Annotated in this window: 9 protein-coding genes; 6 read left to right on the top strand and 3 right to left on the bottom strand. The window is 38.8% G+C overall.

The window, feature by feature from the left end; translation table 11 throughout:
• Position 1 precedes the first annotated feature (1 nt).
• On the bottom strand, positions 2–2,095 hold the full coding sequence (locus ACUNWD_RS11720; RefSeq protein ID WP_445587997.1) for a GH92 family glycosyl hydrolase: 2,094 nt from the start codon (positions 2,093–2,095) through the stop codon (positions 2–4).
• Between the two features lie 44 nt (positions 2,096–2,139).
• A complete protein-coding gene (locus ACUNWD_RS11715; protein WP_445587996.1) occupies positions 2,140–3,486 on the bottom strand; it encodes a Gfo/Idh/MocA family protein in 1,347 nt (448 codons plus the stop codon).
• Between the two features lie 249 nt (positions 3,487–3,735).
• On the opposite strand from ACUNWD_RS11715, the gene ACUNWD_RS11710 reads away from it, so the two are divergent.
• Both ACUNWD_RS11710 and ACUNWD_RS11705 read left to right on the top strand, forming a co-directional pair.
• Complete coding sequence (locus ACUNWD_RS11710; RefSeq protein WP_445587995.1) at positions 3,736–7,737, top strand: response regulator; 4,002 nt, start codon at positions 3,736–3,738, stop codon at positions 7,735–7,737.
• A 231-nt stretch (positions 7,738–7,968) separates the two neighbouring features.
• Complete coding sequence (locus tag ACUNWD_RS11705; protein WP_445587994.1) at positions 7,969–8,202, top strand: GDCCVxC domain-containing (seleno)protein; 234 nt, start codon at positions 7,969–7,971, stop codon at positions 8,200–8,202.
• 202 nt (positions 8,203–8,404) lie between these two features.
• Here the strand turns inward: ACUNWD_RS11705 and ACUNWD_RS11700 are convergent, their stop codons facing one another.
• Positions 8,405–8,845, bottom strand: a complete 441-nt coding sequence (locus ACUNWD_RS11700; RefSeq protein ID WP_445587993.1) for a DUF4395 domain-containing protein — start codon at positions 8,843–8,845, stop codon at positions 8,405–8,407.
• Positions 8,846–9,340: 495 nt separating this feature from the next.
• Between ACUNWD_RS11700 and ACUNWD_RS11695 the strand changes: the two genes are divergently transcribed.
• The 4 genes from ACUNWD_RS11695 (at position 9,341) to menD (ending at position 14,783) form a co-directional block, all read left to right on the top strand.
• Positions 9,341–11,479 (top strand): glycoside hydrolase family 36 protein, encoded by a 2,139-nt coding sequence (locus tag ACUNWD_RS11695; protein ID WP_445587992.1) that lies wholly within the window; start codon positions 9,341–9,343, stop codon positions 11,477–11,479.
• A gap of 82 nt (positions 11,480–11,561) precedes the next feature.
• Complete coding sequence (locus ACUNWD_RS11690) at positions 11,562–11,996, top strand: PaaI family thioesterase (protein ID WP_445587991.1); 435 nt, start codon at positions 11,562–11,564, stop codon at positions 11,994–11,996.
• 1 nt (position 11,997) lies between these two features.
• Complete coding sequence (locus ACUNWD_RS11685; RefSeq protein WP_445587990.1) at positions 11,998–13,104, top strand: chorismate-binding protein; 1,107 nt, start codon at positions 11,998–12,000, stop codon at positions 13,102–13,104.
• Positions 13,101–14,783: a 2-succinyl-5-enolpyruvyl-6-hydroxy-3-cyclohexene-1-carboxylic-acid synthase gene (gene menD / locus ACUNWD_RS11680; protein WP_445587989.1), complete on the top strand. Its 1,683-nt coding sequence runs from the start codon at positions 13,101–13,103 to the stop codon at positions 14,781–14,783. Before ACUNWD_RS11685 ends, menD begins: the two co-directional genes overlap by 4 nt.
• Positions 14,784–14,789 lie beyond the last annotated feature (6 nt).

Raw genomic sequence — 14,789 nt, 5'->3', positions numbered from 1 at the left:
GTTATCGTGTTTTAAATCGAATCTGCGCCCCGTGTTTTAGTTCTTTCCAATCTAACCAAAGCGGATTATGTGTTTTCTCATTTACTTGCAGGCGTCGAATTTTAGATGCCTCCATAGAACCTCCAGTAATAATCAATTCTCCTTCGGGCAGTTCAACCGAAACTTTTGAGAATCGGGGAATATTAACAGAAAATCCACCCACGCCCGGTACCATTGGATACAAACCAACAGAGGCAAAAACATACCAGGCTCCCATTGTCCCTAGGTCGTCATTACCGGGTAATCCCGAAGGACTGCTGTTGTACATTTCGTTAAAAATTCGCTGAATTACTTTATTTGTTTTTTCGGGCGAGTTGGTCCAATTGTAAATCCAGGGCACCTGAAAATCGGGTTCGTTTCCGGCAGCAAACCAGTCTTCATCGTACGAAGCATCAAGTCGTTCAAACAAAGTATCGAGTCGTGCTTCTGCTACTTTCTTACCACCGATAGTGTCAATTAACGTTTCCAGATCGTAAGGGACCATCCAGAAATAGTTCTTGTAGGTTGCTTCTCGCCAGTCGTGGTGAATATTTTTCCACTTTCCATTTCCGTTGCGCGAGCATAACCAATTTAGCTGTGGATTATATAAATTTTTCCAATTTTTCGATCGCTGAATAAAAAACGAAGCTTCTTTCTTGTCGTTTAGAGCCTGCTGGGCAAATTGCCCAATCGCATAATCAGCTGAAGTGTACTCTAAAAGTATGGATGCCGGGGCAATTCCTACTTCGTTATACTCTCTTAAGAAAGGTCGAATCTCGCGATCCTGTGAATAAAGCCGAGGAATAGTCGCTCCTTTTTTCATATAAGAGAAAGCGCCTTCCAGATCAAAATTGGTAGCACCAAAAGCATACGAATTTGCAATAAGAATAGGCGTTGGATTGCCCTGCATTATTCCTGTTTCGATGTTTGCCAAAATCCAACGACCATACCCTCCGGCCTGATCAGCAAAATCAACCAACGACTGCATCATATCGCTGGCTTCTTTCGGATAAAGCATCGCTACCAGTTGTGCCTGAGCGCGATAAGTATCCCAAACACTAAACGAGCTATATACATCCCTACCGTGTTGTGCTTTATGAACCTTGAAATCTGCACCAATATATTCTCCGTTAGAATCACTAACCAGATTAGGATGAATTAAAGCGTGGTAAAAATGGGTGTAAAACTGAACGAGATCGCCTTCGTTGTCGCTTGCCACCTTTATCTTTCCAAGGTTCTCGTCCCATACTTTAGAGGCGGATTTGCGGTAAGCATCAAAGCCATTTTCAGTTGCCGACTGGCGCAAATTTTCACGTGCATTTTCAATCGATACAAAAGATATAGCAATACGGTATTCAACTTTACTATCAGTTTGGGTATCAAATGAAAAGTAAGCTCCCGAATTTTTCCCGTAGGCCAATTTTGCGGATTCCAGTAGGTTTCCTTTCATCCATGTTCCAAAATCGCTGGCGTCACGGTTAAACGCTGCAGCAAAATAAATTTTGTAAAGTGTTTCAGCACCACAAAATTCACCTCCATATGCAAAACCTTCGCAAGTTGATGTCGATGTAATCTCTATCCGCGAATTATTTACGAAAGTGGCACTAACTCCAGAGCCGATTAATACAGTCCCTTTTCCCTCATCAAAGGAGAAACGGGCAATTCCCGAGCGCTGATTAACAGTAAGCTCTGCCAGTGTATTATCTTCCATCGATAAGGAAAGAAAGCCAGCATGTGCTTCATTGACTTCAACATAAGGCTGAAATCCGTCCATGTCATTTGGAGATTTCGTCAATTCACCTGCTAACGGAAGAACCGGAAAATTTCCCATGTTGGCGCATCCGGCACCACTTAACTGGGTAATTCCAAATCCTCGTTGAGGGGTAAAAAATCCTGGCGATAACTGTACCATCCCAAATGGATAAGTAGCACCAATATAGCAATACCCGCAGCCGAGTCCATTACCTTCACTTCCGATAAGAGGATCAACCAATTGTGAATAACGCTGGGCGCTTAAGTTCCAAACGCCAATGAATAGTGAAAGGATTAACAGAATTAGAATTTGCCTGGTTTTCATTAATATGGTTTTGTTTAGTTTGTTGATGTGAAAGTCTTTTGTTCTTACATTTTGGGTTCCCAGCCTTTTTCATATTCGCGGCCCCAGAGTTTCATGGCATCTCTGTCGAAAATCCGGCCGGTTTCAGTATCTACCTGAAAAGGTTTTTGAATACGGTAAGCGATATTGGCATAGTGAGTAAGCATTTGGCTCTTAGCTCCCATTTCAATAGGAGAATTTAGCTCGTTTGTCTTACCCCGAATAGCATTAAAGAAATTACGAATGTGGGCGTCAGACATTGAACCTCCACCTCCAAGTGCAACTCCTGATTCTGCTCCATCTGATTTATTATCAGACGCCAGCTTCCCGTTTCTGTCGAAAACTCGGTAACCTCCTCGATCGATGTATACTGTTCCATCTGTACCGTAAACAATAGTTCCCCTTTCTGGACCGTAGGTTGAGTGGCCGTTTCTACTCTTTCCATCCCAGGCAATTACCTTGTCATTTGCGAAACGGAAAGAAGCATACATGGTGTCATACATTTCCCATCCATCGTTTTTAAAGTGACGCTTTGCTGCTTGTACATCTACATACTCTGGATAATCAACATTTAAAGCCCACCGAGCGACATCCAATTCATGAGTCCCGTTATTACCCGATTCTGCGGTTCCCCATTTCCATCCGTACCAATGCCAGTTATAATCCCAGGTGTTATGTCTGTAATCTTCGCGTGGTGCCGGACCTTGCCACAAGTTCCAGTCCAGCCCCTGCGGGATAGGTGAGGATTTTGGAACGATAACACTGTTTCTATGATTTGAATAAAATGCTACTGCTTTGTATGCCTCACCAATTCGGCCGTTATGAATATCATTTATGATAGAAATGGTATCAGATGAAGAACGTTGCTGATTTCCCATTTGAATGAGCTTATTGTATTTCTTTTGCAAGGCAATTAAAATCTCACCTTCTTCCGGATTTTGTGTTCCTGGTTTTTCCAGGTAAACATGTTTTCCGGCTTCCATTGCCATCCATGCTCCCGGAGCATGCCAGTGGTCGGGGGTTGCATTAAAAACAGCGTCCACCTTTTTGTCTGCCAGTGCTTCCCGAATGTCATTTATAAGATTGGCATCTCCACTAACTTTACCAGCTAAATGCTTTCCAACTTTTTCGCGCTGCGATTTCATTACATCACAGATATATGCCAGATCAACATTGTTCTTTTTGTCTTGGACCATATTGTAATATGCGCCCACCCGACGGCCACATCCCATAAAAACTATTTGTAAACGATCGTTGGCTCCTTGTATTCGGGAATAGCTTTTTGCAGACATGCCAAATGCCGAATTTGCAATAACAACACCAGTAGTACCCGCCGCCACATTCTTCAAAAATTTTCTTCTGCTCGATTCCATTTTTCGTTAGTCATTTTTCATTTGCGATTAATAAGATCTCCTCTCTACTTTCTCGCTCTACTCAATTCCCGGCGATTTCATTCTTCGTAAATCTTCTTCATGAAATTTCCTTTTCTCAAAAGTATCATGGCAGAAATTGGTCGTGGGTTGTTTTTGTTTCAGATAGTGTTGTTTTTGTTTCAATTGCTTATTTTTATCCGCTTCAACAGTAAAAACAGAATGCCGAAAAAATATAAAATACACCTAATCATGCTGTTCGCAATGCTAGTGACCTGTTCCCATTCATTTGGTCAGTTTATTCGATTCGACCATTTTGATACACGAAAAGGTCTTTCGCAGAATAATATTAATAGCTTGATAGTTGACTCAACCGGCTATGTTTGGATGGGGACAATTGAAGGAATTACACGCTTTGATGGCAGTAATTTTGATATTTTACGCTCTGTTCCGTCGCAACCAAATACTCTTGAAGGAAACTATATTGAAAAAGTATCGTCTTGCCCCAACGGAAATGTTTGGGTTCATATTCAAGACAGAGGATTAAACTTATACGACGCTTCTACTGAAACCTTTCGGATATTTAATGACTCGTGTTTTTATCCGGCGGATGCAGTACACACAACAAGCCTCGTTTCTGCTCTTGACACCTTATTATGGTTTACTGATCCCACCGGACTTTATACCTACAACCTGGAAAAAAATGAAACCACAAAGCTGGAATCTCCCCTGGGAAGGAATTACTTGATTTATGCCGGAGAGAGCAAAGTCCTGCTATGGGGCTACAAGGGAATATATCTTTACTCACTTACTGAAAAACAAAAAGTCCCAAAAAAGATTGTAGACCAACGAATACGAAATATCTCTCAGGTTTTTAACGATTCCCTGGCAATAATAGATACCGGCTTTTTGGAAATACTCAACATCAAAACTGGCGGAAGAAAAAATGTTCCTTACAACAAGCAATTAGATAACTATTTAAAAGGGAATGGAGTAAGGGCGCTTGCAGGATACAACAACGAAATTTGGCTTGGATTAAGTACATGTCTGGTTCAGGTTATAATGGATGGCGACAAAATAGACCGTGTGTCTAGATACTCTTATGATCCTTTTAGCGAATACTCGTTCCACGGCCAGGGTGCCAGAAACTTTGCCTTTGATAAAGGCGGGAATTTATGGATAGGAACCTCTAAATATGGCGTTAATTTTTACTCCAGGAAAAAGAATCTTTTTAGTCACCATCCCATATCAATACTGTCAAAATCAGACCAGGAAATTGATCCGATCCGAGCAATTTGCAAATCTTCGAATGGAAATATTTGGGTTGGTTTCGATCGGTTGGGCCTGGTGTGTATCTCACCCGATAATCAGCAAGTTTTATACTCCGACATATATTTCCCGGGAAATACAACACAAAGTCTTGAAAACATCCGATCAATCTACGAAGACTCAAATGGTAACCTTTGGATTGGCTCCGGCAAAGGATTATGCAGCTATAACCCAGCAAATAACCATATAGAATCCACCCTAATTAAATATGGGTGGGAATGGCGAGATGTGTGTTATCGTATGCATGAATTTACTCCTGGAAAACTTACTGTTACGAATCAATTCGGAATTGGGATCGTTGACTTAGACAAAGGCGATCTCACAAGAATTAAAATGCCGGCTAATTATGCTCCGTGGTCTATCCGGAGTATTACAAAAGATAGAAATTCAAATTTCTGGTTTGTTTCTGGCGACATAGGAATGTGTAAACTTACTCCTGAAGGTGAACTAACCTATTACACCTACGAAAAGGACAATTTTAGTGATAGCAAACTATATTCCCTGGAAATTGCTGGTGATACAATGTGGATCGGCAGTAATACAGGATTAATGGCTTTTGATTTAGAAACGGAAAGGGTTGTTGCCAGCTTTTTCGAATCCGACGGTTTATCAAACAATTTAATTTATAGCACCATTTGTGTGAATAACGAACTTTGGATGAGTACCAACCGGGGAATCAGCCGACTAAATTTACGAGACTTATCAATTGAAAAATATCTAGGAGATGATCTCTTTATGGATGATGCTTTTTCTCTGGACCCAACCGGCAAGATATATTTTGGTGGTTACGATGGGTTTATAAGCTTTATTCCCGAAGAGATTACAGATAATACGTCGCTACCCAATCCAATAATCACTGATCTTTATTTGAATAATCATAAAATAAAGGTTGGGGAGAAAATTGAGGACCGAATCATCCTCTCTAATTCCATTGAGAAGCTTAATAATCTGGAGCTGGATTACAGCTCAAGCTCGTTCTCGTTGGTTTTCGATGCCTTTCCGTTTGGTTATCCTGACCAAACTATTTTCCGATACCGGCTAAGCGGGCAATCCGATGATTGGGTATTGGTACCTCAGCAATCAAACCAGGCAGTGTTCTCAAATCTTCCGCCAGATGATTATGTTTTTGAAGTTCAGGCCAGTGAGAATGGCCAGGATTGGAGTTCTGCAAAACAGCTTAATCTATCAGTCATTCCTCCTTTTTATAAGACAGCCTGGTTTAGAGCGCTAATGATATCCTTCAGTATTGTTGTATTCTATGCTATCCAACGAATTCGTTTCCACACTATTAAACGATGGAATATTCAACTTGAGAAAAGGATAAAAGAACAAACCTTTTCTATCGAAGAGCAAAAAAATAAGATCATCGCTCAAAAAGAAAAGATGGTAACGCTGAATGAAAAATTACGCGAATCTGATCAAGCTAAACTACGCTATTACACCAATCTTTCGCATGAATTCCGTACTCCGTTGACGATTATTTTAGGAAATATAGAAGGACTAAAAGAGCAAGGGGTCAACCAGTTTATCCTTAAAAATATCAAAAAAAGTTCAGATAGGTTATTCCGACTTGTGAACCAATTTATCGATCTCCATAAATATGACCATGGAGAACTTAAACTTCAAATTTCGAATTTCGATATTGTTTCATTCACAAAAGAAATTGCAGATACTTTTAAGGAATACGCGCTTCGAAAAAATATTCAGATTGAAATTTTAAAACAAAATGATTCTATACACCTTTGGCTAGACAAGGATAAAACCGATAAAATTATTTATAACATTCTGTCAAATGCCATAAAATACACGGAAGATGATGGTTCCGTTTTTATCGACTTTGAAAAACAAGAAAATGGTGTTGTTATTAAAATTACCGACACTGGTGTTGGCATATCAAAAAAGGAACAGAACAAGATTTTCGATCGTTTTTTTAGAAGCGAGAAAATAAATAATCATACCGACGGGCATGGCATGGGACTTACTTTGGTAAAAGCCCTGGTTGAAATCCAAAAAGGAAAAATTAGTTGCTCCAGTCAAGAGGAGATTGGAACAACATTTAAAGTCTTTTTCAAATATGGGAGGGAGCATTTTGAATCTTCTGGTATTATTGAAGACGAGACCGTATCGACAATAAAAGAAATAGCCCTACCAACTACCCCCTCAATTGATCCAGGAAATCCGTCAGGCGATGAAATCCTCTTAGTAGAAGACAATCCTGATTTGATGGAATACCTCTCCTCTCTGCTAGGGAAATATTACAAAATTCAGTCAGCTACAAACGGAGTAGAAGCGCTCGAAAAACTTGAAGAAAGTATTCCTGAGCTAATAATTACTGATCTAATGATGCCTATAATGGATGGTCTAAAATTATCGAAAGCTGTGAGAGAAAAGCAGGAAACCCGCTTTGTCCCTATTATAATGTTAACTGCGAAAACCGATGTATCCTCGAAAATTGAAGGTTACCAAACCAATATTGATGATTACATTGAAAAACCATTTAATCCGAATCTCTTGCTTTCCAGAGTTAATAATATTCTGAAAAAATATCAGACCATTAGGAATGATGTTGAACAATTTTCGGCGACAAGAAACGACGGCTGGAGTGAGGATGATAAATTATTCTTTAAGAAAATTCTGATTCTTATAGAAAATAACTATTCTTATCCCGAGTTTAATGCAGATGCTTTAAGTAATTTAATTGGAATGAGCCGGGTGACTTTTTATCGACGTATGAAAAAGCTGAATCAGGGAAATCCGGGAGAGTTTATTCGAAAATATCGCTTAAGGAAAGCCTCAAATCTCATAAAAGAAGGAGGAATAGCAATTAGCGAAATATGCTCAGAAGTAGGATTTCAGAGTCTTCCTCACTTTCGAAAATGTTTTAAAGAAGAGTTTGGTGTTATCCCTTCAAAATTTTCAGATTAGATGCAATAAGGTTAGCTATTCTGAGAGGCACTTTTATACCTTTTATAAATTATCCGAGGGTGTTGCCTCCGGTGTTTACAGGGTTGAACAGAAAGACTTTATGTTTCATTATAGCAATACATGTTTCTAGTTGATTGCCAGAATGTTTTGCGAAGATGTTCAAAAAAAATATTTTTATTGTCTGGAGAAATTAAGATCATATTTCTATTAAATAGTATAACAAATATTAGTATGGAATCCTTTGACGTTCAGGGATTAAAGCCAATTATACTTAAATCTGTGATTACATGTACTGAATGTGGTTTTCAGAAAGAAGAACTCATGCCGGAAAATGCATGCAGTTTTTTCTATGAATGTACAAGTTGTCATACAATTCTAAAACCGAAAGAAGGTGATTGTTGTGTGTACTGTTCGTATGGAACAGTTCCCTGTCCACCAATTCAGCAAGGTAAAGATTGTTATTAATGAAGAGTTGGAGACGTTAAAATACCTGTATGTAGCGGTATTCTTCTGGCAAACAATCAAATAGTAGTCATCTAAAAAGTTAAATAACTTCGCGCCCTTCCTGAATCATTGATAACGAATTTTGAGAAAAGACGCTACTTTTTTGTTTAGAGCAAAAAAAACCGGCACAAGGCCGGCATCGAGAAAAGTATATGTGGAAATATTAATTCTTGTAAAAAGGTAATACGAAGTACGAGTAAATAGTACATCCAACGCAGATTGCAAATACAAACTCAAGACTTGCGAAAAATCCTAAAATTCCTGCCACGACTATCGCTGCAGTCCCAGCGTTAAAGACAAAGAGCAGTGAGATAATTGTTGACATTACAAAGCCCATACGTGCCGCAAATATCTTTGGAGCCTTATCAATTGGTTTGAATGGTAAATTCAAGCCATTGCTTAGTCTTGAACTAAGGTAGCTAATAGGACTGTATTTAATTTTCGTAAATGCTCTCATGTAAAAATCGGCAGCCAGAAAGATTAGTAATAATGCAGAATTAAACACAAACCCAAGGATAATTGTCAATACTGCAAATAATGCATTTAACCTGGTGACTTGTTCGTTTATTCGTTCGTCAGAAATTGGGCAAAAAATATTTTTCATGATTTCTAAATATTATTCAACTAACTCTAATGCTCTATTTTGCTTGCGCATTTAAAAGACAAAGGTATCTTTTTATTTATTATTCGGAATTATTCTAAATAATAAAATGTATTTATTAATAGTTTCTTTACTTTAGTACTCTTTATAGAAAAAATCAGCGTTCTATTTAATACTAGTTCAAGACCTGTCTTTATTCTAATTATCGGGTATATAAATTGGTGTAAAAATTGTTGAAATTAGTCAGATTGAATTTGAACATACAATTTTTTGTATGAAATGAGTGTTTGGCTATGAGAGCAATTGTATAATAAGCAGACCTTTAATTCTGTTGTTTGCGTTGTTTTTTGAATAATCGGAACCTTTTGTATAACATGTTGGCATGTATGTATTTGAATGTCAGAAAGGAGGAGGGATGTATTTTTTAAATCAGGATGTGTGTTCTGTGTTAAAATTTGTTAATTTTACGGCTTAATCTAACTTAACTAATAGTAGCGAATGACTTCAAAACCTATCGAGCGGAGAAGTTTTCTCAAATTAGTAACCGCTGGCGTTGGCGCAAGTCTTGTGTCTCTGCCATATTTCTCACAAGCGATAAATGCTGAAAACAGCCTTAGTCTGCTTAAATTTAGACTAGGGAAACCAGAATGGGTTCTTCATGGTGACGGAACTTTTGATTTGGTTGCGGGTGATATACGACTGGTCAATTGTCGACCTACCATTGACGGGCAAAGTATTTTTGTGAAGAATACCTACATGGGCGATTCTCCAAAAGGGAAAAGAATAATTTATCAGCTTGATCAAGGATTTGTAATGCTTGATCTTAAAGTAAATTCAGGCTCAGTATCTATTGGTGCTGAGTTGAGCGGAATGCGTGAAGCTCCCCATTGGTTTTGTCCACTTGGGGAAGCCCGAATTGAAGGGGTGAAAAACTTCTTCAAGCAGGGATTTGGTTATGGAGGACAAACTGGTATTTTCGATTTTCCTAAGTCAACAAAGCAGAATTGGGGAAATAAGTTGGGGGAACAGGCATGGGCGTACGATTCATTCCTGACCACCGCATTAATTGCTGAAAGCGAAGAAACCATTGCAATTGGAAGTTATGAACAGCATGATTTTATTCAGCGAAGTACCTATTATAACAGACCTCACAGACAGGGTTTGGTTGATCGAAATCCTGATAAGGAATCTGTTTTCTTTGAAACGGGTTTTGTTACCGAAAATATTCCTCTGAAAGATGACTTCATTAAATTGCCTGACATTTTCATCTTTTATGGAAATCAAGCGTTTGAAACAATGCGTCATCTTGCCTGGAACATTTCTGAAAATGTTGGAGCCAGAAAAGACACAAAAACAAGCTATCATTGGCTTTCAGGATCTGAGTCAAATGAGGATTTCACCTATGACACACTGTTAGAACATCTAAGTTATCTGGATGGGCTTGAGCCGAAGGTTCCGCTTCATACAGTACAAATTGACAAAGGTTATTGTATTCCTGGCGATTGGCTGGAGCCAAATGATAATTGGAGCAAGGGGATGGAAAATGGTGCTCGTGAAATATTTCAACGAGGCTATCGGGCTGGTATTTGGATTGCTCCGTTCATGGTTCATGATAAGAGTAAATTATTTAAGCGTCATCAGAACTGGCTTGTTCAGGACAGGGATGGAAATCCAATTGTCGAGAAAGAGGATGCTGATGGTAAGTACTATGCATTAGATGCAAGCAACCCAGATGTAAAACGATATATTGAGCGTGTGTTTAGGTCCTTCCGTAAAATGGGCTTTACCTTTTATAAGATAGATTATCTTGAGTGGGGTATGAAAGATAACTTCAATATCAAGCGTCACGATCGTACCAAAACATCGGTTCAGATTCTTACTGAAGTGTTGGATGTTATAAGGGAAGAAATTGGAGCAGGCAGTTTCTGGTTGTCAAGTATGTCGCCATATGCTCCGTTAATTGGATATGCCGATGCCATGCGCATTAGTAATAATGTGAAATGTTCGTGGGATGAAGAAGGTGTCGGCAATATGCTGAATGAAAGTTACTATTGTCAATATTTCAATAATGTATTTTGGCAAAATGATCCGGATGTAATCTACATTAAAGACAATGATTGCAATTTGACCAGTAACGAAAAGAAAAGTCTTGCTTTGTGGTCCGGAATCCTTGGTGGAGTAATTTCAACATCAGATATTTTCTCTGATTGGAGTGATGAGCAACTGGATTTCTGGCGATATTTATTGCCACAGGAGCGACCTCAGAGCGCATCAATGCCTTATTGGGCGCAAAGTAGAAGATGTAAGCTAGCACTACGTCGTTTTAAAGATCCTCGATCTTGGGCCTTGCTCATTTTTAATGATACGGACGAATCCGTGCAGGAAACGTATAATATTGATGATATCACCGGACAACGAAATGCATGGGTTTATCTATGGGAGTTGGGCAATAGTACTGGTCTTGGAAATCTTGATCAAATTACGGTTAGTCTTGACAAGCATGAGTCCAGATTGCTATTTCTGAGTGATGGTAACTCCAATCCACCAGAAGATTTATCATTGGGAGGTGTTTCTTTGAAAAAGTTCCAACGGAAATATGAACGGGAATTAAAGAGAGAAGCAGATAAAAAAGACTGATCTCAGTATTAATCCAAATTGAAGAGAGAAGTCTTTTCTTAAATGAAAACTTAGCGTTATTTTAGGGGCTAAATAATAGTTTATGGATTTTAGTCTGCTTACAATAGATACTCCACTTGAATTAATCAATGAGGTTACTAAAGAAAGTTTAGTTGGAAACCTGGGAATACTAATTACCCGGATCGAAGATGGCGAAGTGGAAGCTTCGATGCCACTAAGTCGTAAAACCTGCCGACCTGATGGCATGTTGCATGGTGGCTCAAGTTTGGCATTGGCAGAAACTTTGGCTGGTTTGGGAAGTATGTTGTTGGTCGATTCGAAAGATGTTGATGTGAGAGGAATTCAAGTAACCGGAAATCATACAGGTTCTGTTACCGAAGGAGATGTAACTGCAGTCGCAAAAATAATACATCGCGGAAACCAGACACATATTTGGAATGTTGATGTGAAAAATCAGGATGGGCGATTAATCTCGACAGCAAGAGTTACTAATATGATTGTTAACAGGAATGATTGATATGGAAAGCTTAGATGAATTTTTGGATTCACTACTAAGGAAAGACTGTTCATTTGCGATATGGTCAATGCCTGGAAGTGAAATCCTTGAAATTCTGATATCAGAGGAGGAGGATGTCATTTATCCGGAACAGTTTAGGAAACTAAATGGGCAAGAGGGCTTTGTGTTTGCACCTTATGAAATTAGTGGGAAGAATCCATTGGTTTTAGTAAAGCCCGGAATTTATAAAAATGGGCTGAAGAATATACTTGCAATCGATTTAACCCAATTTGACGAAAAGGATACTGCTACTGAGCAAATAACGAATCATTTTATCATCGATAAAGCTGAGTATTTATCGGACATTGATTCAACCATTGATGAAATAAAAAGCAGCAAATTATCAAAAGCGATCGTATCGAGACTCATTCCCATTCAACGGAAAGAAGAATCTATTGGGAAGTTGTATATGAAACTTTTTCAGCAAACACCCAATGCTTTTGTGTATCTTGTAAATATTGCAAAAGCTGGTAACTGGATGGGGGCAACACCAGAGGTTCTGTTAAAGTCTGAAGGGAAAACAATGGAGACTGTTTCATTAGCTGGGACTCAGTCACGAAGGAAAGATGTTGATTATAGCTGGCACACGAAGGATATTGAAGAACAGGCTTTTGTTTCTCGTTACCTGTTAGATGTTTTTCACCAATTTAATATTCATCCTTACACAACTATTGGACCTGAAACCTTAGAGAGTGGCAAGGTTGCTCATTTAAGTACCACTTTCCGTTTTTCGGAAAAAAAGCTAACTCAAAAGCTCGGTGAGTTTATTGCAGAATTGCATCCTACACCTGCTGTTTGTGGTTATCCAAAATTGAAAGCTAGTAAATTTATTGAGAAGATAGAAAGACACGATCGACGCTATTATACCGGATATCTTGGTCCGTGGCGTTTAAATGATTCCGTTAGAATATTTGTAAATTTGCGTTGTATGGAAGTTACACCAGATCAATATATATTGTATTCAGGTGGAGGAATCACGTCAAGATCGGTTCCCGAAGAAGAGTGGGAAGAGACAAATAATAAAGCAGGAACATTAATATCGGCTATTGAAGCTGTTCAAAATACATGATATCAACAAAAAAGCACATTCAACAATTAGCACAATTGCTACTTTCTAAAGGGATTGATGATATCATCATTTCTCCAGGATCACGAAATGGACCACTTACTCATACTTTTGCCGGGTGTGGATTGTTCAATTGCCGAAATATTGTGGATGAGCGGAGTGCTGCTTACTTTGCAATGGGGTTGGCACAAGCCAAACAAAAACCGGTTGCAATTGTATGTAGTTCAGGTACTGCACCATTGAATTATACTCCAGGGGTTGCTGAGGCTTTTTATATGAATGTGCCACTGATTGTGTTGACAGCCGATCGTCCTGAATACTGGATTGATCAGGCAGAAAGCCAATGTATTCGGCAGAAGAATATCTACCAAAATTTCACAAAAAAGGAAATCAGTTTGCCTTTGGGTGAGTCTGATAAGGAATTATGGTTTGCTGCAAGGCAAATCAATGAATGTTTAAATGTTGCTGCATCAGGCGCTCCTGCTCCGGTGCATATCAATATACCGTTGGAAGAGCCTTTGCACGATTTGTTGGATGCAGAATTACCAGTTGTTAAAACAATTGAAATGGCTACTTCAGAGTCAAAATTGTCTGATGCTGAAAATGAAAAGCTAGCAGCAATCTTTAGTGATTCAAAGAAGGTGCTGATTCTGGCCGGGCAGCATATTCCAAATCCAGGATTGGAAAACCAGCTGAGTGGGTTGGCTTCAGAATCTGGAGCTGTTGTTCTGAAAGAACATCTGGCGAATCTGGATGATCCTATATTTTGCAGTAGTATTGATGCAGTAATGGCTTCTATTTTAGAAGATAAACCGGAAGATTTTCAACCTGACCTATTGATTAGTTTTGGGGGGCAATTTGTTTCCAAATCGCTAAAGCAATTTCTGAGGAAAAATAAACCTGCAAATCACTGGCATCTGAGTTTATCTGATGAACACTTTGATACTTATCAGTCATTAACTAAAGTGATCAAAGTGGATGCATCTGATTTTTTCGAAAAGTTGCTGGATGTTGCAGACTCAAAGGAAAACTCCTACCATAAACTATGGAAGAATAAGGAAAGTCAAGTGAATTTACTTCGCGATCGGTTTCTTGACAAGGCTGATTTTTGTGATTTAATTGTATTCGATGAGTTAAGGAAAGCAATTCCTGAAAATTCGGTAGTCCATCTGGGAAATAGTTCTCCGGTGCGATATGCGCTAATTTGTGATCCGGTGAAAAATGCACACTATTTTGGCAATCGAGGAACCAGTGGTATTGACGGTCCATTATCGACGGCTGTCGGATTTGCGTCAGAATCAGAAAAACTCAATACAATTATTTTGGGCGATTTATCATTTTTCTATGATTCAAATTCGCTCTGGAATAATTATATAGGAGGCAATTTGCGGGTCATTGTCATCAACAATAGAGGGGGAAATATCTTTAGCATGATCAAAGGGCCGACTGATTCTCCGGCTTTCCGGGAGCATTTTTTTACCGAGAATAAATTCAAGGCAGAAGGAATAGCAAAAACTTTTGAATTAGATTACTTCAAAGCAGAAAGTCTTGATGAACTTCAAGTTAGCTTGAAGGAATTTTATTCACCCGAACAGCAAAAAGCTGCATTGTTGGAGATTTTTACAGATGCAGAGGCAAACACTCAGCAGTTTCGTGAGTTGTTTAAGTATGTAAAACAATAAAATAAG

The organism is Sunxiuqinia sp. A32, assembly GCF_052690465.1.
Note: the sequence above shows the minus strand (reverse complement) of the source record. Positions and strands in the feature narration are given on the sequence as shown.

Bases quoted from the DNA above. Each gene is read 5' to 3' on its own strand.
- ACUNWD_RS11685 (WP_445587990.1), top strand. From the start codon at position 11,998: ATGGAAAGCTTAGATGAATTTTTGGATTCACTACTAAGGAAAGACTGT.
- ACUNWD_RS11710 (WP_445587995.1), top strand. From the start codon at position 3,736: ATGCTGTTCGCAATGCTAGTGACCTGTTCCCATTCATTTGGTCAGTTT.
- menD (WP_445587989.1), top strand. From the start codon at position 13,101: ATGATATCAACAAAAAAGCACATTCAACAATTAGCACAATTGCTACTT.
- ACUNWD_RS11700 (WP_445587993.1), bottom strand. From the start codon at position 8,845: ATGAAAAATATTTTTTGCCCAATTTCTGACGAACGAATAAACGAACAA.
- ACUNWD_RS11705 (WP_445587994.1), top strand. From the start codon at position 7,969: ATGGAATCCTTTGACGTTCAGGGATTAAAGCCAATTATACTTAAATCT.
- ACUNWD_RS11715 (WP_445587996.1), bottom strand. From the start codon at position 3,486: ATGGAATCGAGCAGAAGAAAATTTTTGAAGAATGTGGCGGCGGGTACT.
- ACUNWD_RS11720 (WP_445587997.1), bottom strand. From the start codon at position 2,095: ATGAAAACCAGGCAAATTCTAATTCTGTTAATCCTTTCACTATTCATT.
- ACUNWD_RS11695 (WP_445587992.1), top strand. From the start codon at position 9,341: ATGACTTCAAAACCTATCGAGCGGAGAAGTTTTCTCAAATTAGTAACC.
- ACUNWD_RS11690 (WP_445587991.1), top strand. From the start codon at position 11,562: ATGGATTTTAGTCTGCTTACAATAGATACTCCACTTGAATTAATCAAT.